Source organism: Pseudonocardia sp., from assembly GCF_050250275.1.
Classification (GTDB): Bacteria; Actinomycetota; Actinomycetes; order Mycobacteriales; family Pseudonocardiaceae; genus Pseudonocardia.
In genome coordinates this window covers 363,549-390,336 of the sequence record NZ_JBFWOY010000001.1, presented here as the reverse complement: position 1 = coordinate 390,336, position 26,788 = coordinate 363,549, and the positions used below count along the sequence as shown (strand labels likewise).

The 26,788-nt window shown below is 72.3% G+C and carries 25 protein-coding genes; 11 read left to right on the top strand and 14 right to left on the bottom strand.

Features of this window, described 5'->3' with window-relative positions:
* Nucleotides 1-26 precede the first annotated feature (26 nt).
* Nucleotides 27-587, top strand: a complete 561-nt coding sequence (locus AB7F12_RS01875; protein WP_428501898.1) for a YqgE/AlgH family protein — start codon at nucleotides 27-29, stop codon at nucleotides 585-587.
* On the opposite strand, the gene AB7F12_RS01870 is transcribed toward AB7F12_RS01875, so the two are convergent.
* Nucleotides 584-1,015 carry an SdpI family protein gene (locus AB7F12_RS01870; RefSeq protein WP_428501899.1) on the bottom strand — a complete coding sequence of 144 codons (432 nt, stop codon included), beginning with the start codon at nucleotides 1,013-1,015 and terminating at the stop codon, nucleotides 584-586. The genes AB7F12_RS01875 and AB7F12_RS01870 overlap by 4 nt on opposite strands.
* Before the next feature lie 219 nt (nucleotides 1,016-1,234).
* Between AB7F12_RS01870 and leuS the strand changes: the two genes are divergently transcribed.
* Entirely contained in the window at nucleotides 1,235-4,096 is a 2,862-nt protein-coding gene (gene leuS / locus AB7F12_RS01865; protein WP_428501900.1) for a leucine--tRNA ligase, read from the top strand.
* Nucleotides 4,097-4,129: 33 nt separating this feature from the next.
* Here the strand turns inward: leuS and AB7F12_RS01860 are convergent, their stop codons facing one another.
* The 5 genes from AB7F12_RS01860 to AB7F12_RS01840 all read right to left on the bottom strand — a co-directional run bounded on the left by AB7F12_RS01860 (nucleotide 4,130) and on the right by AB7F12_RS01840 (nucleotide 8,207).
* Nucleotides 4,130-4,552 (bottom strand): HEPN domain-containing protein, encoded by a 423-nt coding sequence (locus tag AB7F12_RS01860; protein ID WP_428501901.1) that lies wholly within the window; start codon nucleotides 4,550-4,552, stop codon nucleotides 4,130-4,132.
* Nucleotides 4,553-4,586: 34 nt separating this feature from the next.
* Entirely contained in the window at nucleotides 4,587-5,333 is a 747-nt protein-coding gene (locus tag AB7F12_RS01855) for a UPF0158 family protein (protein WP_428501902.1), read from the bottom strand.
* A 106-nt stretch (nucleotides 5,334-5,439) separates the two neighbouring features.
* Complete coding sequence (locus tag AB7F12_RS01850) at nucleotides 5,440-6,003, bottom strand: C40 family peptidase (protein WP_428501903.1); 564 nt, start codon at nucleotides 6,001-6,003, stop codon at nucleotides 5,440-5,442.
* A gap of 516 nt (nucleotides 6,004-6,519) precedes the next feature.
* Nucleotides 6,520-7,599 (bottom strand): inositol-3-phosphate synthase, encoded by a 1,080-nt coding sequence (locus tag AB7F12_RS01845; protein ID WP_428501904.1) that lies wholly within the window; start codon nucleotides 7,597-7,599, stop codon nucleotides 6,520-6,522.
* Nucleotides 7,600-7,622: 23 nt separating this feature from the next.
* Nucleotides 7,623-8,207 carry a PadR family transcriptional regulator gene (locus AB7F12_RS01840; protein ID WP_428501905.1) on the bottom strand — a complete coding sequence of 195 codons (585 nt, stop codon included), beginning with the start codon at nucleotides 8,205-8,207 and terminating at the stop codon, nucleotides 7,623-7,625.
* A gap of 176 nt (nucleotides 8,208-8,383) precedes the next feature.
* Here AB7F12_RS01840 and AB7F12_RS01835 point away from each other — a divergent pair, with 176 nt between their 5' ends.
* The 3 genes from AB7F12_RS01835 (at nucleotide 8,384) to AB7F12_RS01825 (ending at nucleotide 13,273) form a co-directional block, all read left to right on the top strand.
* Complete coding sequence (locus AB7F12_RS01835) at nucleotides 8,384-8,788, top strand: DUF5318 domain-containing protein (RefSeq protein WP_428501906.1); 405 nt, start codon at nucleotides 8,384-8,386, stop codon at nucleotides 8,786-8,788.
* Nucleotides 8,789-9,325: 537 nt separating this feature from the next.
* Nucleotides 9,326-11,653 (top strand): transglycosylase domain-containing protein, encoded by a 2,328-nt coding sequence (locus AB7F12_RS01830; RefSeq protein ID WP_428500511.1) that lies wholly within the window; start codon nucleotides 9,326-9,328, stop codon nucleotides 11,651-11,653.
* A gap of 120 nt (nucleotides 11,654-11,773) precedes the next feature.
* The gene (locus AB7F12_RS01825) at nucleotides 11,774-13,273 is read left to right on the top strand and encodes a glycosyltransferase family 87 protein (protein WP_428500535.1); all 1,500 of its coding nucleotides are present in this window, start codon (nucleotides 11,774-11,776) and stop codon (nucleotides 13,271-13,273) included.
* Here the strand turns inward: AB7F12_RS01825 and AB7F12_RS01820 are convergent.
* Nucleotides 13,209-13,607 carry a DUF3052 domain-containing protein gene (locus AB7F12_RS01820; protein WP_428500512.1) on the bottom strand — a complete coding sequence of 133 codons (399 nt, stop codon included), beginning with the start codon at nucleotides 13,605-13,607 and terminating at the stop codon, nucleotides 13,209-13,211. The two genes, AB7F12_RS01825 and AB7F12_RS01820, sit on opposite strands and share 65 nt — an antisense overlap.
* A gap of 67 nt (nucleotides 13,608-13,674) precedes the next feature.
* Between AB7F12_RS01820 and AB7F12_RS01815 the strand changes: the two genes are divergently transcribed.
* Entirely contained in the window at nucleotides 13,675-14,319 is a 645-nt protein-coding gene (locus AB7F12_RS01815; protein ID WP_428500513.1) for an NUDIX hydrolase, read from the top strand.
* A gap of 144 nt (nucleotides 14,320-14,463) precedes the next feature.
* Here AB7F12_RS01815 and AB7F12_RS01810 read toward each other — a convergent pair whose 3' ends face one another.
* Together AB7F12_RS01810 and AB7F12_RS01805 are read right to left on the bottom strand one after the other, a co-directional pair.
* Nucleotides 14,464-16,026, bottom strand: coding sequence for a glycosyltransferase family 87 protein (locus tag AB7F12_RS01810; RefSeq protein ID WP_428500514.1), 1,563 nt, complete (start codon nucleotides 16,024-16,026; stop codon nucleotides 14,464-14,466).
* Nucleotides 16,023-16,793, bottom strand: a complete 771-nt coding sequence (locus tag AB7F12_RS01805; RefSeq protein ID WP_428500515.1) for a deoxyribonuclease IV — start codon at nucleotides 16,791-16,793, stop codon at nucleotides 16,023-16,025. The genes AB7F12_RS01810 and AB7F12_RS01805 overlap by 4 nt, the downstream gene beginning before the upstream one ends.
* Nucleotides 16,794-17,067: 274 nt before the next feature.
* On the opposite strand from AB7F12_RS01805, the gene rpsF reads away from it, so the two are divergent.
* The 5 genes from rpsF to dnaB all read left to right on the top strand — a co-directional run bounded on the left by rpsF (nucleotide 17,068) and on the right by dnaB (nucleotide 21,671).
* Complete coding sequence (rpsF, locus tag AB7F12_RS01800; RefSeq protein WP_428500516.1) at nucleotides 17,068-17,391, top strand: 30S ribosomal protein S6; 324 nt, start codon at nucleotides 17,068-17,070, stop codon at nucleotides 17,389-17,391.
* 10 nt (nucleotides 17,392-17,401) lie between these two features.
* The gene (locus tag AB7F12_RS01795) at nucleotides 17,402-17,932 is read left to right on the top strand and encodes a single-stranded DNA-binding protein (RefSeq protein ID WP_428500517.1); all 531 of its coding nucleotides are present in this window, start codon (nucleotides 17,402-17,404) and stop codon (nucleotides 17,930-17,932) included.
* A 65-nt stretch (nucleotides 17,933-17,997) separates the two neighbouring features.
* Nucleotides 17,998-18,234 carry a 30S ribosomal protein S18 gene (gene rpsR / locus AB7F12_RS01790; protein WP_013678623.1) on the top strand — a complete coding sequence of 79 codons (237 nt, stop codon included), beginning with the start codon at nucleotides 17,998-18,000 and terminating at the stop codon, nucleotides 18,232-18,234.
* A 14-nt stretch (nucleotides 18,235-18,248) separates the two neighbouring features.
* Nucleotides 18,249-18,695, top strand: a complete 447-nt coding sequence (rplI, locus tag AB7F12_RS01785) for a 50S ribosomal protein L9 (RefSeq protein ID WP_428500518.1) — start codon at nucleotides 18,249-18,251, stop codon at nucleotides 18,693-18,695.
* 573 nt (nucleotides 18,696-19,268) lie between these two features.
* Nucleotides 19,269-21,671 carry a replicative DNA helicase gene (gene dnaB, locus AB7F12_RS01780; RefSeq protein ID WP_428500536.1) on the top strand — a complete coding sequence of 801 codons (2,403 nt, stop codon included), beginning with the start codon at nucleotides 19,269-19,271 and terminating at the stop codon, nucleotides 21,669-21,671.
* Nucleotides 21,672-21,761: 90 nt separating this feature from the next.
* Here the strand turns inward: dnaB and AB7F12_RS01775 are convergent, their stop codons facing one another.
* From AB7F12_RS01775 to AB7F12_RS01755, 5 genes are all read right to left on the bottom strand, one after another.
* Entirely contained in the window at nucleotides 21,762-22,097 is a 336-nt protein-coding gene (locus tag AB7F12_RS01775) for a DUF3040 domain-containing protein (protein WP_428500520.1), read from the bottom strand.
* Nucleotides 22,098-22,281: 184 nt separating this feature from the next.
* On the bottom strand, nucleotides 22,282-23,061 hold the full coding sequence (pcaD, locus tag AB7F12_RS01770; protein WP_428500521.1) for a 3-oxoadipate enol-lactonase: 780 nt from the start codon (nucleotides 23,059-23,061) through the stop codon (nucleotides 22,282-22,284).
* Nucleotides 23,058-23,822, bottom strand: coding sequence for a CoA-transferase subunit beta (locus tag AB7F12_RS01765; protein WP_428500522.1), 765 nt, complete (start codon nucleotides 23,820-23,822; stop codon nucleotides 23,058-23,060). Before AB7F12_RS01765 ends, pcaD begins: the two co-directional genes overlap by 4 nt.
* Nucleotides 23,819-24,622, bottom strand: a complete 804-nt coding sequence (locus AB7F12_RS01760) for a CoA-transferase (protein WP_428500523.1) — start codon at nucleotides 24,620-24,622, stop codon at nucleotides 23,819-23,821. The genes AB7F12_RS01765 and AB7F12_RS01760 overlap by 4 nt, the downstream gene beginning before the upstream one ends.
* A 104-nt stretch (nucleotides 24,623-24,726) precedes the next feature.
* Nucleotides 24,727-26,127, bottom strand: a complete 1,401-nt coding sequence (locus tag AB7F12_RS01755; protein ID WP_428500524.1) for an AI-2E family transporter — start codon at nucleotides 26,125-26,127, stop codon at nucleotides 24,727-24,729.
* Nucleotides 26,128-26,788 lie beyond the last annotated feature (661 nt).

The following is a 26,788-nucleotide window of genomic DNA, read 5'->3' as shown; positions in this document are numbered from 1 at the left end:
TCCGCGACGGATCCACAGGTTCGACGGTGCCCGTCGCGCCGGGCACGCTGCTCGTCGCCTCGCCGGCTCTCTCCGACCCGAACTTCCGCAGGACCGTCGTCTACATGGTCGAGCACCGGCCCTCCGGGAGCCTCGGCGTCGTCCTGAACCGGCCCGGTGAGGTCGCCGTCCGCGACGTGCTGCCCGCCTGGGAGAACCTCGCGTCGGCGCCGCGGTCGGTGTTCGTCGGCGGTCCCGTCGACGCGCGGACGGCGCTGTGCCTGGCGGCGATGCGCACCGGTGTGTCGACCTCGGGGATGTCCGGCGTCGTGACGGTCCACAGCCCGGTCGCGCTCGTCGACCTCGACAGCGACCCGGCCACGCTGGAGCCGTCGCTGCGGGGGTTGCGGGTGTTCGCCGGCTACTCCGGCTGGGACTCGGGCCAGCTCGACGGGGAGATCGAGCGCGGTGACTGGCTCGTCGTCCCCGGCCTCCCCGACGACGTCATCACCGACCGGCACTCCGACCTGTGGGGGCGGGTGCTGCGCCGCCAGGGGACGCCGCTGGCGTTGCTGGCGACGTTCCCGGCCGAGGTGGGGTTGAACTAGGGGGTGACCCCGGCGGGCCGGCAGCCCTCGATGAGGTCGCAGCCCGCGCACGTACCTGCGCACGGCGCGGGCTCGTCGTCCTCGACGAGGCGGGCCGCACGGTCGCCCAGCGCGCCGCCGATCCCGGCCAGTACGAGGACGCCGAGCACCGTGACGACGAGCAGGATCACACCCAGCAGCACGCCGGGGCGGGCCAGCGTCGCCCCGCCGCCCGCGACCGCGACGACCGCCGCGGCCCCGGCGAGCGGTGCGGCGACCCGGTTGGCCGCGACGAACGCCTGCTCCGACGACAACGTCGCGACGGTGCGGACGCCGGCGAAGCGGTTGCGGCGCAACGTTCCCCGTGCACCGGTGACGGCGACGGCGCCGAGCGCCACCCCCACGAGCAGGAGGAGGGCGCCGAGGATCACGCTGAGGACGACAGGCACCCGTCCAGGGTAGGACAACCCGTTCGCGGGGCCTCGGCCAGCGGCGTTACGCTGGTCGTCGCAGATGGCCCGCTTCGACGCGGTCGCGTCGGGAGCGATCCGGCGCTCGCAGCCGGGCCCCCGTCCCTCCTGGGCCGGGGTCTCCGACGTCTCGCTCGTGGGCCCGGTCCCGCGGGCCTCGTTTCGTGGCCGTCTGGAACTCGAGCTGAGCGGACGGACATGAGCACGGAGACCACCACCGCGGACGTCACGGCGGAGCGCACCGACGACGCCGGGGCGCCCCCGTTCCGGTACGGCGCGGCCCTCGCCGGACGCATCGAGCGCAAGTGGCAGGACCGCTGGGAGGCCGAGGGCACGTTCCGCGCCCCGAACCCCGGCGAGCCCGGGTCCGAGCGCGCGAAGGTCTATCTGCTCGACATGTTCCCGTACCCGTCGGGCTCGGGCCTGCACGTCGGGCACCCGCTGGGCTTCATCGGCACCGACGTGCTTGGCCGTTACCTGCGGATGACCGGGCACAACGTGCTGCACGCCATGGGTTTCGACGCGTTCGGCCTGCCCGCCGAGCAGTACGCGGTGCAGACGGGCACGCACCCGCGCACCACGACCGAGGCCAACATCGCGCGCTACCGCGAGCAGCTGCGTCAGCTGGGCCTGGCCCACGACGACCGGCGTTCCGTCGCGACCACGGACGTCGAGTTCTACCGCTGGACGCAGTGGATCTTCCTGCAGATCTTCAACTCCTGGTACGACGTCGACGCCGACCGGGCCCGCCCCATCGCCGAGCTGGTGGCGCAGTTCGAGTCCGGGGCGCGGCCGACGCCGGACGGGCGTGACTGGGCCGACCTGTCCGAGGGTGAGCGACGGGCGGCCGTCGACGGCTTCCGGCTGGCCTACATCTCCGAGGCGCCGGTGAACTGGTGTCCGGGGCTGGGCACGGTGCTGGCCAACGAGGAGGTCACCGCCGACGGGCGCAGCGAGCGCGGGAACTATCCCGTCTTCCGGCGCAACCTCAAGCAGTGGATGATGCGGATCACCGCCTACTCCGACCGCCTGGTGTCCGACCTGGACCGCCTGGACTGGCCGGAGTCGGTGAAGTCCATGCAGCGCAACTGGATCGGCCGGTCCGAGGGCGCGCGCGTGCGGTTCGCCTCCGGGGCGGGCGACATCGAGGTCTTCACGACGCGCCCGGACACGCTGTTCGGCGCGACCTACATGGTCCTGGCGCCGGAGCACCCGCTGCTCTCCTCGATCGTGCCGGATGCCTGGCCCGCCGGCGTCGATCCGCGCTGGACCGCGGGTGCGGCCACCCCGGCGGAGGCCGTCGGCGCCTACCGCGACGCGGCCGCCCGCAAGACGGAGCTGGACCGCCAGGAGAACAAGGACAAGACCGGCGTCTTCACCGGTTCGTACGCCACCAACCCGGTCAACGGCGAGCAGGTTCCCGTCTTCGTCGCCGACTACGTCCTGATGGGCTACGGCACCGGCGCGATCATGGCCGTCCCGGCGCAGGACACCCGTGACTGGGACTTCGCGACGGCGTTCGGGCTGCCGATCGTGCGCACCGTCGACCCGGGTGCGGGCTGGGAGGGCGAGGCGTTCACCGGCGACGGCCCGGCGATCAACTCGGCGAACGCCGAGATCAGCCTGAACGGCCTGGGCGTGGCCGAGGCGAAGCGCGTCATCATCGACTGGCTGGTGGCCAAGGGCTTCGGCGAGGGCGTCGTCCAGTACAAGCTGCGGGACTGGCTGTTCTCGCGGCAGCGCTACTGGGGCGAGCCGTTCCCGATCGTCTGGGACGAGCTCGGTCCGATCGCGGTGCCCGACGCGCAGCTGCCCGTGGTGCTGCCCGACGTCGACGACTACTCCCCCAAGACCTACGCCGCCGACGCCGCCGACACCGAGCCGGAGCCGCCGCTGTCGCGGGCGACCGAGTGGGTCGAGGTCGAGCTGGACCTGGGCGACGGGCCGAAGGCCTACCGGCGTGAGACGAACACGATGCCGCAGTGGGCCGGCTCCTGCTGGTACTACCTGCGCTACCTCGACCCCGACAACCACGAGCGGTTCGTGTCGGAGGAGGCCGAGAAGTACTGGGTCGGCAAGGACCTGCAGCGTTCCGCAGCCGACCCGGGCGGTGTCGACCTGTACGTCGGCGGCGTCGAGCACGCCGTCCTGCACCTGCTGTACTCGCGGTTCTGGCACAAGGTCCTGTTCGACCTGGGTCACGTGACCAGCGAGGAGCCCTTCCGCAAGCTGTTCAACCAGGGCTACATCCAGGCGTTCGCCTACACCGACGCCCGCGGGCTGTACGTCCCGGCGGAGGAGGTCGTCGGCGACGAGACGACTGGTTTCACGTGGAACAACGAGCCCGTCACCCGTGAGTACGGGAAGATGGGCAAGTCGCTCAAGAACGTCGTGACCCCCGACGAGATGTGCGAACGCTACGGCGCCGACACGTTCCGGCTCTACGAGATGTACACGGGCCCGATGGAGGCCTCGCGGCCCTGGTCGACGCGTGACGTCGTCGGCCCGCAGCGGTTCCTGCAGCGGGTGTGGCGCAACCTGGTCGACGAGCAGACCGGCGAGTGCCGCGTCACCGACGCCGCGCTGGACGAGGAGACGCTGCGCGCCCTGCACAAGGCGATCGCCGGTGTCCACGAGGACGTCCCGGCGCTGCACTACAACACCGCCGCCGCCAAGCTGATCGAGCTGAACAACCACCTGACGAAGGCGTACGCGGGCGCCGGGGTGCCGCGCGCCGCGGCCGAGCCGCTGGTCCTCATGCTGGCGCCGCTGGCGCCGCACGTGGCCGAGGAGCTGTGGTCCATCCTGGGCCACGACGAGTCGCTGGCGTTCGCGCCCTTCCCGGTGGCCGATGCGCGCTACCTGGTGGCCGACACCGTCGAGTACCCGATCCAGTACAACGGCAAGGTCCGTTCGCGCATCACCGTCCCGGCCGCCGCCGACGCCGCCAGCGTCCAGGCCGCCGCGTTGGCCGACGAGAAGGTCGCCGCGCTGCTCGACGGTCGTGAACCGCGCAAGGTGATCGTGGTGCCCGGCCGACTGGTCAACATCGTCGGCTGACGCCTCCGGAGCGACGCGGCTGCGCCGCAGGGGTCAACGGCTCCTGCGGCGCGGCGGCCTCGCCGGCAACGGTGTCGCGTCGCCCCCGCGGGCGGCGCTGCGCCCGGGATCGGCGAGCCACTTCTCCACCTCGACGACGACGGTCGTCGCCGCCGCGATGGCGGCGCCGGCCTCGGCGGCCGGGACGGGTTCGTAGCCGTGGTCGGCCAGCAGCGACTGGTTGAACAGGCTGCGCAGCAGGCGGCCCGCTTCCGGGTCGAGAGCCCGTTCGCGGACCACCCGGCGTACGAACGCCGACACGACGTCGGAGAAGTCGCCACGGGTCTCGCCCAGCACGAGCAGCGCGGTCTCGGCAGCGTGGTAGGCGCCGTGGAAGGCGCGCGACAGCGCCTGCGTGGTGAACCCGTTGTCCAGCAACAGGGTTGCGGCGTCGATCTCCTGCCGCGCCCGCGCCATCCCGGAATGGTTCACCCCGTCCGGCCTCCCGCGCTCACGAGATCCGCACCGAGCCGGTCTTGGCCCGGATGAGCATCGGCTCGATCGGGCGGCCCATCGCCGACTCGGCGACGGGCAGCGCGGTGATCGCCAGGCCCGACCGCTCGGTGTGCTGCCACAGCACGGCGTCCATGCGGCGCAGTTCTTCCCAGGTGGAGTCGACGCGGTCGAGGACGACGAGCAGGTCCAGGTCGGACTCGACGCTGCCCTCGCCGCTGGCCCACGAGCCGTAGAGCAGGACGCGGTGCAGCCGGGGGCCGTAGAGGTCGGCCAGGTCGCCCGCGACGGCGGCCGGTACGTCGGCGTTGCGCGGCGACGGATCGGGATGGCGGGCCAGCGCGCGGCGGCCCGCCTCGTCGTCGACCAGGCCTTCGGCGAGCAGCCACTCGATCGCTCCGCGACGGGCGCGGGCGTCGCGGAAGCGGTACCACTCGTCGCGGACCTCGGGGAACTCGAACAGGGTGTTCTTGAACCGCCGGAACGCGCCCCGGCCGTTGATGGCCTGGTCGAGCAGCTCGGCGGCCCTGCGGTGCTGGACGGCCTCGACGAAGTCGCTCATGTCGCCGTAGCCGGCGCCGGCCTCGGTGGGTGGGATGCGCCGCCAGCCCGCGGGCTCCTCGTCGCGGTCGGAGACGAGCCGGATCGTGCCGTCGGCGGGATCGATCCACCAGCTCGCGCCGGGGGTGCGGTCGTCGCGGGCAGCGCCGAGCTCGGCGAGGTCCACGTCGTCCGGGTCGAGCATCCCAGGATGCTAGCGCCGCGCGATCGCCCGCGGTGTCCAGAAAAGAGACGCGTGCAGACCCGACCGGGCGAATGCCTGGCCGGATCGTGCGCGGGGAGGGCGGGCGTCAGACGCGGCGCGCTCCGGAGAACGGCATCGACGCCAGGTTGCTGATCTTCACCGGCTGGCCGGCGGTGCTGGCGTGCACGACCTTGCCGTTGCCGATGTACATGGCGACGTGGCTGACCGGCTTGTAGAAGAACACGAGGTCACCGGGCTGCAGGTTCGCCTTGGAGACCGGCGTGCCGAAGGTCGACTGGGCACGGCTGGTGCGCGGCAGCGTGACGCCGGCCTGCTTGAAGGCCCAGTACATGAGGCCGGAGCAGTCGAAGGCGCTCGGGCCGGCGGCACCGTAGCGGTAGGGCGATCCGATCTTGCTCATGACGATCGAGAGGACCGACGTGCTGCTGGCGGCGGGCTTGACCGCGGTCTCGACGACCGGGGCGGTCACCGCGACGGCCGGCTGTGCGGCGACGGCGCCGGGGACGGCGGCGGGGATCTCGAGGACGGCGGCCGCTCCGGGTGCCGCGGGGGTGGCGGCGGGGAGGATCGCGAACGCGGTGGCCGCGGCGGCGGTGGCCGCGACGACGGCCGTCCGGATCGTGAGGAAGCGGGGGGTGTGCGTGTGCACGGGGGTGTTCCTTAGGGGGTAGCACCGCCGGACACGCGCGAACCGCACGCCGGGTGTGCGGGGAGCGGGGAACCGGGCCGGTCACCGTCGTCCTGGGGGGTCGGACGGTCCGTGCCCGGTTCGTGGTCCGGACGATGACCCCACACTCCGCAGCTCCGGGTGAGCCTTGGTCGTGGAGGGCCGTAACCCAAATTACGAACAGATTTCGGTGAATCGCCATGACGCAAATCTCAAACAATGGAGCGTATTCGGGTGATGGTTGTCACCGAAAGGAACCCGATCAGCCGAATCTCGTCGACGTAATTCAATGCGTTTCCGAAGTCAAAACCGCGCAGTGCCGTGTTACTGGTCACAGCAGGGTGAGTTATCGTCCCGTTATTGCATCGAACGGGTGACAAAGATTGCGGTCCGGAAGGATCGGAAACATTTCCGGTACGGAAACAACGGGAACCGCGCACGACGAAGGCCCCGCCCCGCAGATGCGGGACGGGGCCTTCGGGTGGCTGGAGCCGGACGTCAGTCCTGGCGCTCGCCCCGGATGAACTGCTCGACGGCGTCACGCGCCACGTCGTCGCCGTACTGCTCGGGCGGCGACTTCATGAAGTAGCTCGACGCCGACAGGATCGGACCACCGATGCCGCGGTCCATGGCGATCTTGGCCGCCCGCACCGCGTCGATGATGATGCCCGCCGAGTTGGGCGAGTCCCACACCTCGAGCTTGTACTCGAGGTTCAGCGGCACGTCACCGAACGCACGACCCTCGAGCCGCACGTAGGCCCACTTGCGGTCGTCGAGCCACGCGACGTAGTCCGACGGGCCGATGTGCACGTTGTCCTTGCCCATGTCGCGGTCGACCTGCGACGTGACGGACTGCGTCTTGGAGACCTTCTTGCTCTCCAGGCGCTCGAGCTCCTTCATGTTGAGGAAGTCCATGTTGCCGCCGACGTTGAGCTGCATCGTGCGGTCGAGCTGGACGCCGCGGTCCTCGAACAGCTTGGCGAGCACGCGGTGCGTGATCGTCGCGCCGACCTGGGACTTGATGTCGTCACCCACGATCGGCACACCGGCCGCGCGGAACTTCTCGGCCCACGTCGGGTCCGAGGCGATGAAGACGGGCAGCGCGTTGACGAAGCCCACGCCGGCGTCGATCGCGCACTGCGCGTAGAAGCGGGCCGCCGCCTCGCTGCCCACGGGCAGGTAGCAGACCAGCACGTCGGCCTCGACGTCCCGCAGCACCTGCGCGACGTCCACCGGCTCCTCGTCGGACTCGGTGATCGTCTCGCGGTAGAAGCGGCCCAGACCGTCGAGGGTGTGCCCGCGCTGGACGGGGACGTCGAGCGGCGGGACGTCGGCGATCTTGATCGTGTTGTTCTCGCTGGCGAAGATCGCCTCCGAGAGGTCACGACCCACCTTCTTGGCATCCACGTCGAACGCGGCGACGAACGTGACGTCGCGGACGTGGTAGCCGCCGAAGTCGACGTGCATCAGACCCGGCACCCGGGTCGTCGGGTCGGCATCCGCGTAGTACTGGACACCCTGGACCAGCGACGCCGCACAGTTGCCGACGCCGACGACGGCGACACGCACCTGGCTCATGGCCGGCTCCTCCTTCATCATCATCATCTGTCTGGTCGATCCGGCTCCGTCGCCGGAGGATCCTGTCGTTGTTCCGCCTGTTCGCGGCTGATCAGCTCGTTGAGCCAGCGGACCTCACGGTCGGTGCTGTCGAGGCCGAGCTGGTGCAGCTCACGGGTGTAGCGGTCGATCTGCTCCCCGGCCCGGCCGAGGGCCGCCCGGATCCCCTCGCGCCGTTCCTCGACGGCACGCCTGCGACCCTCGAGGATGCGCATCCTCGTCTCGGCCGGGGTCCGCGAGAAGAACGCGAGGTGCATCCCGAAGGTCTCGTCGTCCCACGCCTGGGGTCCGGCGTCGGCGAGCAGGTCAGCGAAGCGTTCCTTGCCCTCGGCGGTGATCCGGTACACCTTGCGGCTGCGCCGCGACCAGGTCCCGGCCGTGGTCTCGGGAACGGGCTGGTCGACGTCCTCGACGATCAGGCCGGCACGGGTCAGTCGACGCAGCGCCGGGTAGAGCGACCCGTAGGAGAAGGCGCGGAAGCCGCCCAGGCGCAGACCGATCTGCTTGCGCAGCTCGTACCCGTGCATGGAGGCCTCGTTGAGCAACCCGAGGATCGCCAGCTCCAGCACGGCGACATCCCCTCCTCGGCCCTCGCCCGGGTCCCTCGATCGTCGGGAGACCTCTCGCTCGACTATATCGTTCCGATACATCTCCGCTCGCTCGCGAGAGCCTCGTCACTCGTCCGGGACGCGGCCCGGGGGGACGGTGGATCGGGGTCGTCGCGGTCCGCGCGTACCCTGGCCGGGTGCTGACCCAGCGACAGGTCGTCGACTTCGCGCTGCAGCGCCGGGCGCTGCTCGCCGACGTCCACTCCGGCAGGACCGGGGTCGCCGAGGTCTGCGACGCGAGCCCCTACCTGCTGCGCGCCGCCCGTTTCCACGGGCAGCCCAGCGATGTCTCCTGCCCCGTCTGCCGCAAGGAACGTCTGACCCTCGTCTCCTGGATCTTCGGCGAGGAGCTCAAGCACGCCGCCGGATCGGCCCGCAAGCCCGAGGAACTCGAACGCCTGGAGACGCTGTACAACGAGTTCACGGTGTACGTCGTCGAGGTCTGCCGGACCTGCAGCTGGAACCATCTCGTCCAGTCGTACGTCCTGGGTACGGGTGGCCGCAGCGGGCCGCCCGCCCGGCGGCGGTCGGCGGGGGAATGACAGCCCACGCCGATGAGCCGCCCAACCCCGTTGCCCCGAGTGCCGTTGTCCCGAGTCCACGGCCGCCCCACCGGCACGAGCCGGGCCCCGCGCCCGGTCCCCGCGTCGCCGGCCGCCGGTCGTGGAGCGAGCGGAGTCGAAGAACCGCATGAGACGAACTGATCGGTCCGCGCGCCACCAGCTCCCCGGGCGGCGCGCGACGGGGCCCGCCCCGACGACTGCCCGCCGTCCGCGGGACCTGCACGGACGGGGCCGGACGACGACCGACCACGGAGCCATTCGGTGACTGACCCGCGCGATCCCCGGTTCGACCCCGCCCGCCGCCCCGGCCCGCCGCGACCCGCGGGTGGTCCGCCGCCCCGACCGCCCCGCCCGATGGGCCCGCCCCCCGGCCACGGCGGCCCGCCCCCCGGAGCCGGCGGCCCGCCCCCCGGACCCGGCGGCCCGCCCCCCGGAGCCGGCGGCCCGCCCCCCGGACCCGGCGGCCCGCCACCCGGACCGGGCGGCCCGCCCCCCGGCCGCGGCGTCGTCCCGCCGGTGAACCGCGACGTCCCGCTGCTCACCCACGACGACTCCCCGCGCGCCGAACCGATCCCCCCGCGGGCCGACCCGCAGGCCCGCACGACCGTGACGCCACGCCCACAGTCCGCGCGCGCCCGGTCCGGTCCCGGCGGCCCCGGTGGTCCGCGCGACCCCGGAGGACCCGGCCGCGGGCGTGGTGGCGACGGTGGCGACGAGTCGCCCTCGACCCCCGAGGCGGCCAAGAAGCGCAGGTGGCGCCGTATCCGCCGGGTGATCTACGTGGCCGCAGGGGTGTTCATCCTCGGCCCGATCCTCGCGTTCGTCATCGGCTGGCTCGTCTTCCAGGTCCCCACCGCCGACGACGCCAAGATCACCCAGGTCGCGACGTTCACCTACGCCGACGGCGCGCCGCTGGCCACCGTCCGGCCCGACAACGTCAACCGCACCAACGTCACGCTCGACAAGGTGCCCGAGCACGTCCGGCAGGCCGTGCTCGCCGCCGAGGACCGCACGTTCTACACCAACTTCGGCTTCGACGTCACCGGCATCATGCGGGCGATCTGGAACCAGGTCACCGGCGGTGTGGGCGGCGGCTCGACGATCACCCAGCAGTACATCAAGGTGTCCACCGGCCAGGACGAGTTCTCCCTGTGGCGCAAGTACAGGGAGGTGGTCCTCGCGGCGAAGATCTCCAAGGAGCTGTCCAAGGACCAGATCCTGGAGAACTACCTCAACGTCATCTACCTGGGCCGCGGCGCCTACGGCGTGCAGGCCGCCAGCCAGGCCTACTTCGGCAAGAACGTCTCCGACCTGACGGTGGCCGAGGGCGCGATGCTCGCGGGCATGATCCAGTCGCCGTCGCGCTGGGACCCGGCCAAGACGCCCGCCAAGACGCTCGAGCGCTGGAACTTCGTCCTCGACGGCATGGTCAGCCAGGGGTGGCTGTCCCCCGCCGACCGGGCCACGGAGAAGTTCCCCGAGTGGAAGCAGCCCACGCCCGCAGGCGGCGGCATCCCCGGCGACAGCCGCGGCCACATCTACAACCTGGTCCGCGCCGAGCTCGAGGCCCGGGGCATCTCCGACACGGAGATCAACACCGAGGGCCTCACCATCACCACGACGATCGACCCCGAGAAGCAGCAGTCGGCGGTCGACGCGGCGCAGAAGGTCATGAAGGGCCAGCCTGCCAACCTGCGTGCCGCACTCGTGTCGGTCGACCCGAAGTCCGGGGCGGTACTGGCCTACTACGGCGGCGACAACGGCGTCGGGCTCGACTACGCACAGGTGCTCAAGCAGCCCGGGTCGTCGTTCAAGCCGTTCGTGCTCGCCGCGGCCCTGCAACTGCCCCAGCCGGTCGGTCTCGGCTCGACCTACGACGGCTCCTCGCCGATGACGATCGCGGGCGCCAAGGTGTCCAACTCCGAGGGCGTGAGCTGCGGCAACTGCACCGTGAAGACGGCGATGACGCAGTCGATCAACACCGTCTTCTACCAGATCGCCGTCGCCATGGGCCCGGCCAAGGTCGCCGACGCCGCCCACCAGGCCGGTATCCCGGCCGACCTCCTGCCCAACCCCACCGGCGGCATCTCGCTGGGCGACAAGGAGGTCCACCCGATCGACATGGCGGCCGCGTTCGCCACGTTCGCCGCCGACGGCGTCCGCCACGATCCGTACCTGATCAGCAAGGTCACGGCCTCCGACGGGCGCGTCCTGTTCGACGTCGGCGCCGTCCAGGGCCGGAGCGCCTTCCCCCAGCAGGTCGCCCGCAACGTCACCGAGTCCATGACCGACGTCGCCTCGTCCTCCGGGATCGCCCTGTCCGGCGGCCGCCCTGTCGCCTCCAAGACCGGCACCGTGCAGAGCTCCGTCGCCGGGCAGAACAACGACGCCTGGACCGTCGGCTACACGCCGTCGATCTCCACCGCGGTCTGGGTCGGCACCGACGACAACTCGCCGATCAAGAACTCCGCCGGCCGCCCCATCTACGGCCGCATGCTGCCGGGCTCGATCTGGCAGCAGTACATGAACGCCGCGCTCAAGGGCACGCCCGTCGAGCAGTTCTCCAAGTTCGTGCCCATCGGCCCCCCGCCGTACTCCGAGGCCCCGACCACCCAGCCCACCGCCGGCAACGACGACGAGGACTACTACGACGGCGGCGACGGCCGCGGTGGTGACGACGGACGTCGCGGTGGCGGGAACGGCAACGGCGGTGGCGGCAACGGTGGCAACGGCGGTGGCAACGATGGCGGTGGCAACGGCGGTGGCAACGGCGGTGGCAACGATGGCGGTGGCAACGGCGGTGGCGGCGGTGGCGGTGGCGGTGGTGGCGGCGCCGATGACTGACGCCGCCCGGATACCGTTCGGCGGGTGACGCGCACGACAGGCGACCGCCGAACGAGGGCCGTCCGCGGCGCGCCGGGCGACGCGCCCCCGCCGCGCGTCGTGCCCAGCTGGACAGAGCCGATGGCCGCCGCCGCGAGCAGGATCGTCGGCGGACCGCTCGGCCGGCACGCCACCGTCGGCCGCAGCCGCTTCTGGACGCCCCTGCGGGTCGTCCTGCTCTTCGCGGTCGCCGTCATGGCGCTGAGCTGGCTCGCCAAGTCGCCCTGCCTGCAGCAGTACGAGACCGGCGACGGCTCACTGGCTCTCGACTGGCGCAACGACCGCCAGTACGTCGCCATGTGCTACTCCGACACCGTCCCCCTGTACGGCCTCGAAGGCCTCGACCGCGGCGCGCTGCCCTACCGGGACGCGTGGCTCGAACAGCCCGGAACCCCGCAGGAACAGCTGCGCTACATGGAGTACCCCGTCGTCACCGGGTTCTTCCAGTGGTTCAACGCCCGGCTCACCGACGGCTGGCTCGCCCTCGCCGCGCACCTCCCGCTGCCCGTGGCGCTGCCCGTCGTCGTCTACTTCGACTTCTCGGCGGGCTGGCTCGCCCTGGCCTGGCTCGTCGTCGCCTGGGCGGTGTGCCGGCTGCGGCCGTCCCGGCCGTGGGACGCGGCGATGGTCGCGCTCTCACCACTGGCGCTCGTCCACCTCTTCACCAACTTCGACGCCCTCGCCGTCGCCTTCGCGACCGCGGGCCTCCTCGCGCTCGCCCGGCGCCGCCCCTGGCTCGCCGGGCTGCTCATCGGCATCGGTGGCGCCGCCAAGCTGTACCCACTGATGCTCCTGCTACCGATCCTGCTCGTCGCCTGGCGACGCCGCGACACCGGTGGACTCACGCTCGCCGTCCGGACGATCGTCGGCGCCGTCGTCGCGTGGGCGGCCATCAACCTGCCCGTCGCCGTGATGTGGACGCCGGGCTGGTGGGAGTTCTTCCGGCTCAACCGGACCCGCCCGGCGGACCCCGACTCCCTCTACTACGCGCTCAGCTACTTCACCGGCTGGCCCGGCTTCGACGGCGACCTCGCCTCCGGCCGGACCCCCGCGATCCTCAACACCGTCACCCTCGCCCTCTTCGCGGTCGCCTGTGTCGGCGTCGTCGTACTGGCGCTCAGAGCCCCCCGGCCGCCGCGGGTCGCCTCGCTAGCGTTCCTCGTCATCGCATCGTTCCTGCTGGTCAACAAGGTGTGGAGCCCGCAGTACTCGCTGTGGCTGGTGCCGCTCGCGGTGCTCGCCCTGCCCCGCTGGCGGCTGCTTCTCGCCTGGATGTTCGTCGACGCGGCCGTCTGGGTGCCGCGGATGTTCTACTACCTGACCCCGGAGAAGAAGGGGCTGCCACCCGACTGGTTCCTCGGTGCGGTCCTGCTGCGCGACGCGATGGTCGTGCTGCTGTGCGTCCTCGTGGTGCGCAGCGTGCTGCGGCCCGGCGACGACCCCGTGCGCATCGGCGGCCGCGACGATCCCGACTGGCCCGGCACCGGGCCGCCGCGGCCGACGGTCCGCGACGTCGTCAGCGCCGCACCCGGCGAACCAGCTTCAGGCCCGACCACGTCGCGTCGATCGCGCACACCTTGACGTCCACCCAGCCCAGCGGCAGCGCGTGGTCGCGCACACCGTTCTCGTCGAGATCCGTCGCCACGCCCGAGGCCTTCTTCGGCCACGCCACCCACACCGCGCCCCGCTCGGTGCTCAGCTCCACCGCCCGCGACCAGCGCCTGCGCAACGTCGCGACGTCCGGGCAGAACACCAGCTGCACCTCGTAGCCAGTGCCCGACGCCCGTCGGTGATGCGGTGCGTCGAGCTCGAACCCGGCCGGGGTGCCGACCAGCAACGTCCGGGTCCCGTCCCGGATCCCCAGCTTGCGGGGCAACGGGGTGCCGGAGTAACCGGCCCGTGCGGCGGGGGTCACAGCGCGCAGCGTAGGCCCGGGGCGCCCGGGTGAGGCAGTGTCGACGCAACGACGGGGGTGGTCGAGGGTGGATCCGAGGGCGGTCGTCACCGAGCGGATGGCAGCGTTCGAGCCGGTCAGGGTCGAACGGCCCGACCTGGCCCGGGCGGCCGTCACCATCACACTCGTCCCCGACCCCGATCCGGCCCCCGCCGGCAGCGCAGCCCTGGGCACCGACCCGCTCCTCGACGGGCTCGCCCTCCTGCTGACCCGCCGCGCCCCGACCCTGCGACGGCACGCCAACCAGTGGGCGCTGCCCGGCGGTCGCCTCGACCCGGGCGAGACGGAGATCGTCGCCGCCCGCCGCGAGCTCGACGAGGAGCTCGGCCTGCGCCTCGACGACGACGCCGTCCTGGGCGTCCTCGACGACTACCCGACCCGCTCCGGCTACCTGATCACACCCGTCGTCCTCTGGGGCGGCCCGGCCCGCGACCTCAGCCCCAACCCCGCCGAGGTCGGCTCCGTGCACCGCGTCGCGCTGCGCCAGATCGACGTCGACCCGTTGTTCCTGACGATCCCCGAGTCCGACGCGCCGGTCATCCAGGTGCCCATGCTCGGCCGGTTCGTCCACGCCCCCACCGGCGCGGTGCTGCACCAGTTCCGTGAGGTCGTCCTGCACGGCCGCCCGACCCGCGTGGCGCACCTGGAACAGCCGGTGTTCGCCTGGCGCTGACCCGCCGCCACCTCCCGGCTCGGGCCACCAGGTCCCGACGCCGGTGAGCGTCCCGGGTTCGGCCGGCTGCGGGGATCCGCGGCCCCGGGTGACGCCGCCGTCCCACCGACGGTGACCACCCGTCCCGGCCGGCGGGACGACAGGTCAGGGTGCCGCAGCCGCTGAGCCGGGTTGGTCGCCCACGGGTTCGCGCGCCTGCGCGGCGCCCCCCTGGCCCGGAGGCCCTGCGGCGATCGCAGCGGCCGGCCCCCCGGCGTCCCCCGTGTCTGTGTCCCCCGTGTCTGTGTCCCCCGTGTCGGCGGCCGCAGGCTCGGCGGGCACGGCCGCGTCGGCCTCTCCGCGCGGCGGCGGGCGGAGCGGGAAGGTCGGGGGCACCCGCAGGAACAGCACGAACAGCGCCACCAGCAGCGCGGCCCGCCCCCAGACGCCGACGGCGACCGCCTGCGCCGCGAGCCCCTGGGTGATCTCCAGGTCGACGCCGGCGCGCACGTCGTAGAGCCAGCGGAAGATGCCGATCCCCATCACGACGTCGGCGACCAGGTAGCCGGCCACGACCCCCCACGGCACCCGCAGCAGCACGAAGAACGGCAGCAACCACAGCGTGTACTGGGGGCTGTGCACCTTGTGCAGCAACAGGAACCCGCACAACATTGCGGCGCTCACCGCGACCCACGGGTAGGCACCGAGGCGTCGCATCCGCCACAGCCCGACCCCGGCGGCCAGCAGGAACGAGGCGACGACCAACGTCGGCGACAGCCATGACACGAGGTCCTGGAAGGCGACGTCGTCGGGCTCGGAGTAGGGCCGGAACGCCCAGAACCAGAACGAGTTCGTCGTGAAGTCGACCTTGCGCAGCTGCTGGAAGGTGAACGACGCCCGCCATCCGTCGAACCCGGCGACCGCGAAGGGGAGGTTGACGGCGACGACCGTGAGCGCGGCGGCGCCGGCGACCCGGGTGGCGCCCCACCAGTCGAGCCGCCCGCCGGGGACGCGGTCCTCGCCGCGGGTCAGCACGTACAGGGCCAGCGGCAGCACGAACGCGCCCGGGTAGAGCTTCAGCGCGAAACCGAGCCCCAGCAGCACGGCGGCCACCGTGCCGCGGCGGCGCAGCGACCACCGCGACCGCATGCCGTGCAGCACGAAGACGGCGCCGACCGCGCAGGCGACGACCGGCAGGTCCCAGTTGTGGAACGCGTACAGCACGAGCGGCGGGCCCAGCGCCCACAGCAGCGCGCGCCACCGTGACAGCCTGCCCAACAGCCAACCCGTTGCGAGCCCGAAGGGCGCCATGATCAGGGCCGACGCGAGCAGGAACCCGGCGTCGGTGTGCGCACCGAGCGCGGCCAGCCACATGATCAGCCCGGTGAGGACCGGGTACTCGACGGTCCCGCCCGTGAGCGTGCCGTCGGCGGCGATGCCGCCGTCGACGTAGGGGAAGACGTGCTCGTCGATGTCGCGGCCGATCCAGAGGTGCTGGATGTCGGAGTAGCAGACGTCGAGGTCCTTGCGGTTCTCGTAGTCGGGCGCGCTGCGACCCTGCGCGTCGAACTCCGGGCCGGTGCATCTCGCCTTGTTGACGTAGCCGAGCACGAGCGTGAGACCCGTGAGCGCGACGACGACCGCCAGCAGCAGCGCCGTGGCCCGCCGGGGCGGCGCGACGGCCTCGGACCCGGGGACCGGGACGGTGCCGACGGCCGTCCGGATCACCGCCCCAGCCGCGCGCGCAGGAACGCGATGTCGGCTGCCTGGCCCTCCGCCGGGGTCTCGACGACGACCGGTGCCCCCGCCGCCTCGGCGACGGCCGCGAGCTGCTCGGCGTCGATCGTGCCGGTGTCGATGTTGGCGTGCCGGTCGCGCGCCGAGCCGAACTCGTCGCGCGAGTTGTTGAGGTGCACCAGGTCGATCCGGCCGGTGATGGCCTTGGCGCGGTCCACGACGTCGACCAGGTCCTCGCCCGCGGCGAACGCGTGGCACGTGTCGAGGCAGAACCCGACGCCGAACTCGCCGACCGCGTCCCACAGCCGCGACAGGGCGTCGAAGCTGCGGGCCATCGCGTTGTCGCCGCCCGCGGTGTTCTCGATGAACACCGGCACCGCGAAGCCGCCCTCGTCCTGCTGGCGCTCGACGAACTTGCGCCAGTTGTCGAACCCGACCGCCGGGTCGTCCTTCTGCGTGACGTGACCGCCGTGCACGACGAGCCCGATCGCGCCGACCTGTGCGGCCTCCTGCGCGTGCTGCACGACGAGCTTGCGTGACGGGATGCGGATGCGGTTGTTCGGCGATGCGACGTTGACGACGTACGGCGAGTGGACGACGACCGTCAGCTCCCCCGAGCGAAGCTGCTCGGCCTGGGGGTGCGTGGGCGGCTTCTTCCAGCCCTGCGGGTCGGCGAGGAAGATCTGGACGACGTCGGCCCCGCGCTCGGCCGCGGCGCCGACGGGGTCGTCGTCACGGACGTGGGCCCCGATGAGCATGGCGTCAGCCTAGACGCGACCCCCGACAGCGACCCGGCGCCGCCCGGCCGTGGCCCGGTTCCGCCCCGCCGCCGCGCCGTGCGGCGGGGCGGGGCGGACGTCGGTGAGCGGATCCGCGCTGGTAGCCTCGACGGATCACCCCGACCGGTGTCCGCCTGGATGCCGCACACGGTCCCCGCCGAGGCGGGGCCCGATTTCTGTCGGGGGGTGGTGAGAACCTCCTGCCGCGGATGCACCGCGGCCGTCACGAGTCCATAGGAGGTGAGTGGTTCTCATGCGTCATTACGAGGTCATGGTCATTCTCGACCCGAGTCTCGACGAGCGCACCGTGCAGCCGTCCCTGGAGACCTTCCTCAACGTCATCCGTACCGATGGCGGTTCCGTGGAGAAGGTCGAGGTCTGGGGCAAGCGCCGGTTGGCCTACGAGATCAACAAGAACGCCGAGGCGATCTACGCGGTGGTCGAGGTGACCGCCGAGCCGGCGACCGTCAGCGAGCTCGACCGTCAGCTCGGTCTGAACGAGTCCGTGCTGCGCACCAAGGTCCTGCGCCGCGAGCCCAAGAAGCAGCGCACCCCCGCCCCGGCAGCCGCGAGCTGAGGAGGCCGTCATGGCCGGCGAGACCGTCATCACTGTGGTCGGCAACCTGACCGCCGATCCCGAGCTGCGGTTCACCCCCTCGGGTGCCGCGGTCGCCAACTTCACGGTGGCCTCGACGCCGCGCACCTTCGACCGCCAGTCCGGCGAGTGGAAGGACGGCGAGGCGCTGTTCCTGCGCTGCAACGTGTGGCGGCAGGCCGCGGAGAACGTCGCCGAGACGCTCACCCGCGGCATGCGCGTCATGGTGCAGGGCCGGCTCAAGCAGCGGTCCTTCGAGACCCGCGAGGGTGAGAAGCGCACCGTCGTCGAGCTCGAGGTCGACGAGGTCGGCCCGTCGCTCAAGTACGCGACCGCCAAGGTCAACAAGGTCAGCCGTGGCGAAGGTGGCGGCGGCTTCGGTGGCGGCGGTGGCGGCGGCGGTGGGAACCGTCCTTCGGGCGGCGGTGGCGGCGGTGGCGGCGGCGGTTACGCCGACGACCCCTGGGGCTCGGCCCCGCCCGCCGGCAGCGGCCCGGCCATGGACGACGAACCCCCGTTCTGATCGAGACCACTCCCCGACGCGCCCGGTAGGCACGCGGGGACACCAGTACATCCAGGAGCACAGGAATGGCGAAGCCCGTTCTGCGCAAGCCGAAGAAGAAGGTCTGCGCGTTCTGCAAGGACAAGGCGCAGGAGATCGACTACAAGGACACCGGTCTGCTGCGCAAGTTCATCTCCGACCGCGGCAAGATCCGCGCGCGTCGTGTGACCGGCAACTGCCGTCAGCACCAGCGCGACGTGGCCGTGGCCGTCAAGAACTCCCGTGAGGTGGCGCTCCTGCCGTACACCTCGACGGCGCGCTGAGGAAGGACGGCACCGTGAAGCTCATCCTCACCGCCGACGTCCCCAACCTCGGCGGACCGGGCGACATCGTGGAGGTCAAGGACGGCTACGGCCGTAACCTCCTGCTGCCCCGCAAGCTCGCGATCGTCGCCACCCGTGGCGCCGAGAAGCAGGTCGAGTCGATCCGCCGGGCGCAGAAGGCCCGCGAGATCCGCGACCTGGGCCACGCCAAGGAGGTCGCGGGCCAGCTCGCGGGCCTCGCGGTCACGGTCAAGGCGAAGTCCGCGGGCGACTCGGGCCGGCTGTTCGGCTCGGTCACGGCGGCCGACGTCGTCGCCGCCATCCGCACGGCGGGTGGCCCGGCGCTCGACCGCCGCGTCGTCGAGGCCGGCCAGATCAAGACCGTGGGCACGCACTCGGTCGCGGTCCGGCTGCACCCGGACGTCACGTCGAACCTCGACATCGAGGTCGTCGCGAACTGATCACGATGAGCGGCCGTCATGGCCGCTTCTGGTGACGCACTGTGACAAGGGCGGGATCCCGATCCACTCGGATCGGAATCCCGCCCTTGTGTGTGCCGGGGGTCGTGCGGCCGCTCCGTTCGTCGTCGACGAGTGGAGCCGAGGAGGTTGCGGTGGGCCGGGCGTGTCGTCGCCGAGCGCTCACCCGAACGCGCCGGGTGACAATGGCGCGTCCACATCACCGTTGGCCGACACGCCGCTTCATTGCGACACGCCAACAGTTTTGTCCACAGCTTCATCCACAGGGCTGAGCTGGCGTTTCGCTGCAGAACCGGGTTCTGTACACAGTTTGTCCACACCATGGTCCCGAAGCGCTCCTGGGGCGGAGCGGATCCTTCCCCAGGTCGTCCCCAGGGGATGTCGATCATCGCGTTGTGGCTCCCCCGGGGCGTCCGTACGCTCCCGTTCCGAAGTGGGAGGACGCCGTCGGCACGACGACGACCGTTCACCGATCCGCAGCTCGGGGGTGAGCAGCGGAATGCTGTGAATCGAACTGGTGTTCGATAGCATGTCGAGTCGGGGGTGACGCTGCGTATGGCGCTGTCGGACGATCGGCCCGCGGGCCGGCCGCGAGCCGTGCGGAGCGACGACGGAGCGGGCTCGGAGTCGCCGTCCCCGTTCGACCGCCAGCCGCCGCAGGACCTCACGGCCGAGCAGTCCGTCCTCGGCGGCATGCTGCTGAGCAAGGACGCGATCGCCGACGTCGTCGAGGTGCTCCGCCCCGACGACTTCTACCGGCCCGCGCACCAGACCGTCTACGACTGCATCCTCGACCTCTACGGCCGCGGTGAACCGGCCGACGCGGTCACGGTCTCCGCCGAGCTGCAGCGCCGCGGCGAGCTCATCCGCCTCGGCGGCGCCCCGTACCTGCACACGCTGATAGCGACGGTGCCCACCGCGGCCAACGCCGCCTACTACGCCGAGATCGTCTCCGAGAAGGCCATCCTGCGCCGGCTCGTCGAGGCCGGCACCCGCATCGTGCAGCTGGGCTATCACGGCGCCGACGGCAGCGACGTCGACGAGGTGGTCGACCGGGCCCAGGCCGCCATCTACGAGGTCACCGAGCGCACCACGAGCGAGGACTACACCCCGCTCGAGGAGCTGCTGCAGCCCACGATGGACGAGATCGACGCCATCGCCTCCCGCGGCGGTGTGGCGCTGGGGGTACCCACCGGCTTCGCCGACCTCGACGCGCTGACCAACGGTCTGCACCCCGGCCAGATGGTCGTGGTGGCGGCCCGGCCCGGCCTGGGGAAGGCGCTGGCGCTCGACACGCCGCTGCCCACGCCGTCGGGGTGGACGACGATGGGCGAGATCGCGGTCGGCGACCTCCTGATCGGCGCCGACGGCCTGCCCACCCGGGTGGTGGCCGCCACCGGGGTGATGGCCGGGCGGCCGTGTTTCGAGGTGGAGTTCTCCGACGGCACGGTGATCGTCGCCGACGCGCAGCACCAGTGGCTCACGGAGACGAGGACGGCCCGGCGGGCCCGCCGGGCCGCCGGCGCCGGCGAGGGCGCCGACGTGCGGGCGGTCGTCACCACCGAACAGATCGCGGCGACGCTGCGCTCCGACGGGCGGGCCGAGCACTCGGTGGACACCTGCGCCCCGTTGCAGCTGCCGGAGTGCCCGCTGCCGGTCGGCCCCTACACGCTCGGGGTCTGGCTCGCGGCCGCCACGAGCGCCGGCTCGGGCTTCATCGTCGACGATCCGGAGCTCGTCGGGCACATCGAGGCCGACGGCTACGTCGTGGCCCGGATGCCGAAGGGCCGCTTCGGCCTGCAGCTCCCCGACGCGGGGATCGATGTCGGCGCCCGGGAGGTCCCGACGGCCTACCTGCGGGCCTCGGAGCGGCAGCGTCGGGCACTGCTCGCGGGGCTCATGGACACCGCGGGTGCGGTGACGGGTGCCGGCCGACTGCGGTTGACCGTCACCAGCAGGCGGCTGGCCGACGGTGTCCGCGAGCTCGCGCACGGCCTCGGCTACCGCTGTGCGGTGGCGACCAGGTCCGCCCGCGGCCGGTTGGCCGACGACTCGACGAGTTTCGTCATCGACGTCGAGGCCGCCGACGAGGTCTTCCGGGTGGATCGCAAGCGCCTGGAGCACAAGGAGGCCGCGGCGGGGCACGAGCAGGAGGGCGGCCGGCGCTACGTCGTCGACGTGCGGGCGGTCGAGTCCGTGCCGGTGCGGTGCGTCGAGGTCGACAACGCGGCGCACCTGTACCTGGCGGGCCGGGCGATGGTGCCGACGCACAACTCGACGCTGGGTCTGGACTTCGCCAGGTCGTGCTCGGTGCGCCACGGGATGACCAGCGCGGTGTTCTCGCTGGAGATGAGCAAGTCCGAGATCGTCATGCGTCTGCTGTCGGCCGAGGCGCAGATCCGGCTGGCCGACATGCGCGCCGGCCGGATGAGCGACGAGGACTGGACGCGGATGGCACGGCGGATGAGCGAGATCAGCGAGGCGCCGCTGTTCGTCGACGACTCACCGAACCTGACGCTGATGGAGATCCGGGCGAAGGCGCGGCGACTCAAGCAGCGCCACGACCTGAAGCTGATCATCCTCGACTATCTGCAGCTGATGACGTCGGGCCGCAAGGTCGAGTCGCGGCAGCAGGAGGTCTCGGAGTTCTCCCGGCAGATCAAGCTGCTGGCCAAGGAGCTCGAGGTCCCGGTGGTGGCGATGAGCCAGCTGAACCGTGGTCCGGAGCAGCGCAACGACAAGCGCCCCATGCTGTCGGACCTCCGTGAGTCGGGATCCATCGAGCAGGACGCCGACATGGTGATCCTGTTGCACCGGCCGGACGCGTTCGAGCGCGACGATCCGCGCGCGGGTGAGGCGGACCTGATCCTGGCGAAGCACCGTAACGGGCCGCAGGGCACCATCACCGTCGCCCACCAGCTGCACTACAGCCGTTTCGCCGATCTCGCACACGGCTGAGGCCAGGTCACGCCGCGGATCTGCGGCGGCGCACCGAGTACCGAGCGGTCCCGCCCACAGCCCCCGACAGCCGTGCGCGGGACCGGGCGGTCAGGTGGCTGCTGTGCCGGGGCGGCGACCGCCCTGGGTGCCGACCGCGGCGAGCACGAACGCGAGCAGCGCCATCACGATGCCGGTGCCGACGACCGGGACGGCCGCGCTGACGCCACCGAGGACGATCATCAGGAGGCCGCCGACGAGCAGCAGGCACGGGGCGAGACCGGCGTCGCGCATGCTGCGCCCGTGCCGCGGGCCGGCGGCGACGGCCGCGCGGCTCCGGGGGCGGACGTAGGCGAGTTTCTGGAACAGCCGGGCGAACTGGGGGTCGCTGCCGACCAGGTTGTTCTCGATGTCGGCGAGGACGCCGCGTTCACGCTCGTTGAGCACGGGTGGACTCCGGGGGGATGACGGACGGTGTCGGGTCGATCCCGGCTCGGCGCTGATCCCGGAATCACCAGTCCCGCCAGGGTATGTGATCGTATCGTTATCTACGACTCGACCGTGTCCTACATCGCTCGTCGGCAGTCCCGACGCGCTCGGCGCGGCGCCCGGACTGCTCCGTTCGGCCGTATCAGGCGCCGATGTGTTCCAGGATCAGCTGGGAGGCGTCGTCGGCGCGTTCGATGGTCGCGAGGTGCGCGGCGGGCAGCACCTCGAGCCGGGCACCCGGGATGCCGCCGACGAGGGTGAGCGTGTGCGGGTCGACGGGAGTCGACAGGTCGTGCTCGGCGCCGATGACCAGGGTGGGTGCGGTGACCGCGCCCAGCCGGTGGCGATGGTCCCAGCCCGCGAGCGCCGCGCAGCAGCCGGCGTAGCCGACGTCGGACGTCGCGGCGATCATCGCGGCGGCCTCGGCGACGGCCTCGGGGTGGGCGGCGCCCCAGTCCGGGGTGAACCAGCGGGTCGCGATCGTGTCGGCGATCGACTCCGTCCCGGACGCGGCGACGGTCGCGCGCCGCTCCTGCCACGGAGTGCTGTCCGGGAAGTACGACGACGTGCAACACAGCGTCAGCGTCCGGATCCGGTCCGGGTGCTCGGACCCGAGGTACTGCCCGACCATCCCACCGAGCGACAGTCCGCAGAGGTGGAAGCGGTCGACGCCGAGCGTGTCGAGCGTGGCGAGGACGTCGCCGGCGAGCTCGGCCACGGTGTACCCGCCGTCGGGGGCGGGGGAGCCGCCGTGGCCGCGGTGGTCGAGCCGGACCACCCGGTGCCGACGGGCCAGCGCCGCGACGTTGGGCCGCCACATCTCCAGCGTGCTGCCGAGCGACCCGAGCAGGACGAGGATCGCCGCGTCGGCGTCGTCGACCTCGGTGGGCCCGTCGACGACGTGGTGCAGGGTGACGGTCATGGCCGCTCCTCGGTGGTCGCGGGCCGCAGTGTGCGCAGCGCCGCGAGCTCGGCGTCGGTGGGTCGGGGCGTGGTGGCGACGTCGGGTGCGACCTGCAGGTCCCAGCCGGTCTCGGCGCGGACCTGTTCGACGTCGACACCCGGGTGGACGGCGGCGAGGACGAGCTCGGCGGTCTGCGGGTCGGGTTCGAGGACGCCGAGGTCGGTGACCACGCGGACGGGTCCGCGGCCGCGGAGGCCGAGGAGCCCGCGGTCGAGTGGGCCGGTTCCGTGGCCGACGGCGGTCACGAAGTCGACCTGCTCGACGAACGCGTGCAGCCGGTGACGCACGACGACGACGGTCTCGCCGGCCCAGGCGGCGATCTCGGCGGTGACGCCGGCGCCGGGCAGCCGCTCGGTGGGTTCGTCGTAGTCGCCGACGACGCTGGATCCGACGTTCGCGTACCGGTCCAGCTGGCCGTCGACGTCCAGGAAGCCGAGGTCGACCCGGCCGGCCTGCAACCAGTCCGCGTACAGCGAGCCCAGCGGGATGTGGGTGAGCGCCCGGTCGGCGACGGTGGCATCGGTGAGCGGATCGTCGTCGCGGAGGCGGACGTCGACGGCGCCGGTCTCGTGGACGACGACGGCGGTCGGCGCGTGCAGCCGGCGCGCGAGGTGGGCCGCGGCGGCGGGGATGCCGTCGCCGACCAGGCAGACCTGCCCGTCGCGCACCGTTCGGGCGGCGGCGAGCGTCATGACCTCGTCGGGGGTGGGCACGCTCACGACGTGCCCACGAGTGCGTCGAGCCATGCGCGGAAGCGGTCGCGGTCGACGCTGAGGCCGGCCCAGGCGCGCTGGGCGGCGTCGTCGCGTTCGTAGTAGCCGTGCACGCGTGACGGTGCGGCGCCGCCGGGGGCGGCGACGACGGCGGTGACCACGGATCTCGGCAGGACGACGGCGCCGGGTGCGGGATCGAGGGTGTCGACGATCTCCTCGACGGTGACGAGGGAGGCCCGGGCGGCGTGCACGGCGTCGTGCTGCAGGCCGACGGGTCCGCGGATCTCGACGTTGCCGTCGCGGTCGGCGCGTTGGGCGTGGACGACGGTGACGTCGGGGACGAGCGCCACGACGGCGGTGACGGCGGATCCGGTGAACGGGCAGCGCACGGTGGCGATGGTCGGGGTGTGCCGGGGGAGGTCGGTGCCGGTGTCGCGCAGGACGCCGAACGGGACGCGGGCGGCACCGGCGGCGTAGCGGGCGGCCATGGCGGGGTGGGTGTGCTCCTCGATGCGCAGGGGTGCGGGCCAGTCGTGGCCGAGTGCGTCGAGCAGGCGTGGGGGTGTGCGGCCGTCGGGTCCGGCGGCGCGGGAGAACACGAGGGTGTCGACGCATCCGGCGCCGACGAGCTGGTCGGTGAGCTGGTCGGAGGAGGTGCGGGCGAGGGTGAGCCGCCTGCGGCGTTGTCGGACGATCTCGTGTGCGGCGGCGTAGGGGACGAGCTGGTCGACGCCTTCGAGTGCGACGGTGGCGCCGTCGCGGACGAGGTCGCCCACGGCCGACGCCAGATCCACGATCTTCGGCACGGCCCGAACGCTAATGCGGTGTGCGGCACCCGGCAATCGAGCGCGATCGACGGGGTAACGCGCTGACGTACGTCTCATACGTTCGTCTTATACGTACGTATGAATCACGACGACGGTGTGAACCTGGCCAGAATCCGGGACACGAACGACGGCCGGTCCGAGGTGTCCCCCACCGACGCGATCGGGTGGCCGTGCCGCGGGTTCACGGCGTTGACCAGCAACGGGGACGGCTCCACCGGCGCACGCAGCGACCGCACCGCCGCCGTGATCACGGCCAGCAGCGGAACGGCGAGCAGCGCACCGGCGATCCCGGAGATGACGACACCCGCCGCCACCGCGAGCACCACCGCGAGCGGGTGCAGCGACACCGCCCGGCCCAGCAGCAGCGGCTGCAGCACGTGCCCCTCCAGCTGCTGCACCGCGATGACGACCCCCAGCACGATCAGCGCCGGGATGATTCCGTTGGCCACCAGCGCGATCAGCACCGCGATCACACCGGTGACGACGGCGCCCACCGTCGGGATGAAGGCGCCGAGGAAGACCAGCGCCGCCAGCGGGATCACCAGCGGGACGCCGACGGCCCACAGGCCGATGCCGATGCCGACGGCGTCGACGACCGCCACCAGCACCGTGGCGCGGGTGTACCCGACCAGCGACGCGAACGCGCGGCGCCCGGCGACGTCGACACGGTCGCGACGGGCCTGCGGCGTGGCCTTGAGCATGAAGCGCCAGATCCGGGGACCGTCGTAGAGGAAGAAGATCAGCGAGAACAGGGCGAGGGCGAGGCCCGCAGCGATCTCGGTGACGGTCAGCGCGGTGCTCAGCGCCCCGGAGGTCAGGGCGTCGACGTTGTTGCGGACGGCCTGCTCGATCTGGCCGGGCAGGTTGTCGAACTGCGACGTCGGGATGCGCAGCGGCGGGCCGGCGAGCAGCTGCTGGATGGACTGGAAGCTCGCGGAGAGCTGCTGCTGCAGGTCGGGGAAGCCCGCGATGAACGTGTTGACGACGAACGAGAGCAGCCCGCCGAGCAGCGCGATGCCGCCGACGAGGACGAGGAAGGTCGCCGGGCCGCGTGGGACCTTGCGGGCGACGAGCCAGTGCACGACCGGGGCGAGCAGGGCCGCGAGCAGCACGGCGATGGCCACGGGGACGACGACGATGCGCAGCTCGATGATCAGGAAGACGAGCAGGCCGAAGGTCGCGGCGATGATCAGCGTGCGGGCGCACACCTCGGAGGTCACGCGCAGGGGCGTGGGGACGAGGTCGGTGCCGCGGGGGCCGGTCCCACGGTTCGGGGCGGGGGGTGCGGCTTCCGGCTCGGCGTACCCGGCGTCGAGGGGTGTCGTCCCGGGCGGCTCGCGGTCGGCCGTGTCCGCGGACGTCGTCCCGGGAGGCCGCTCGGTGGCAGTGTCCTCCGGAGCCCCGGCACCGCTGTCCCGCCCGCCGGTGTCCGGCTGCGGGTCCGCGCGACCGTCGGGTCCGGTTCGCGCCTCGTCGTCGGTCATGGCGCGACCGTATCGCCGGGCCGCGTGCGATGACGGGTCGAGAGCGCCGCGCCGCCGTCGTGGAGCCGGCGGCGGGGTTCGCGGGCCCGGGGGACGGGTCCGGGAACCGGCCACGGGCGCGACCCGGCACTGCGCCGGCCGGGCTTGTGACTCGCCGCTCCGGAGCAGTGATGTCCACCGGTCGGGGACTCAGAGCCGAATTACACCCGTGTAGTTGACGTCTGTTCGGGATGGCAATGGTCTATCGGTGGATATCACGGTGACTGTGCGTGAAATCCGACATCGGGCCTGTCGGCCTCGCGGAGTCGTTCCCGGTGCGCCGACACGGCGAACCGTAGGCCCGCCGGCGACCGGAACGGGGCCGCGACACGCCGCGAACGCACCGGGGGTCCGGGCATGATCGTGCGTCTGACGTGCGCAGTTGCAGTGCCCCGGGGGTCGGGTCCGGGTAGGCCGCGCCGGGACGGCGACACCCCGTCCTGCCGCTGGTCCGCGGTCTGTCGCCGAGCCGGGCGGGCAGGCCTCGTCGGAGAGCGGAACACCCCTCGCTGCGAGGCCGGGGCGGGGCCGACCGCAGCCGCGAACAGCGTTCGCCGACCTGCGGGCTGACGTGCGGTACCGAACTGGTCGCCGTCGGGAGCCACTGACTACTCGACAGGGT

Bases quoted from the DNA above. Each gene is read 5' to 3' on its own strand.
- leuS (WP_428501900.1), top strand. From the start codon at position 1,235: ATGAGCACGGAGACCACCACCGCGGACGTCACGGCGGAGCGCACCGAC.
- AB7F12_RS01860 (WP_428501901.1), bottom strand. From the start codon at position 4,552: ATGGCGCGGGCGCGGCAGGAGATCGACGCCGCAACCCTGTTGCTGGAC.
- AB7F12_RS01855 (WP_428501902.1), bottom strand. From the start codon at position 5,333: ATGCTCGACCCGGACGACGTGGACCTCGCCGAGCTCGGCGCTGCCCGC.
- AB7F12_RS01845 (WP_428501904.1), bottom strand. From the start codon at position 7,599: ATGAGCCAGGTGCGTGTCGCCGTCGTCGGCGTCGGCAACTGTGCGGCG.
- AB7F12_RS01825 (WP_428500535.1), top strand. From the start codon at position 11,774: ATGGCCGCCGCCGCGAGCAGGATCGTCGGCGGACCGCTCGGCCGGCAC.
- AB7F12_RS01805 (WP_428500515.1), bottom strand. From the start codon at position 16,793: ATGCTCATCGGGGCCCACGTCCGTGACGACGACCCCGTCGGCGCCGCG.
- rpsF (WP_428500516.1), top strand. From the start codon at position 17,068: ATGCGTCATTACGAGGTCATGGTCATTCTCGACCCGAGTCTCGACGAG.
- AB7F12_RS01795 (WP_428500517.1), top strand. From the start codon at position 17,402: ATGGCCGGCGAGACCGTCATCACTGTGGTCGGCAACCTGACCGCCGAT.
- rpsR (WP_013678623.1), top strand. From the start codon at position 17,998: ATGGCGAAGCCCGTTCTGCGCAAGCCGAAGAAGAAGGTCTGCGCGTTC.
- dnaB (WP_428500536.1), top strand. From the start codon at position 19,269: ATGGCGCTGTCGGACGATCGGCCCGCGGGCCGGCCGCGAGCCGTGCGG.
- pcaD (WP_428500521.1), bottom strand. From the start codon at position 23,061: ATGACCGTCACCCTGCACCACGTCGTCGACGGGCCCACCGAGGTCGAC.
- AB7F12_RS01755 (WP_428500524.1), bottom strand. From the start codon at position 26,127: ATGACCGACGACGAGGCGCGAACCGGACCCGACGGTCGCGCGGACCCG.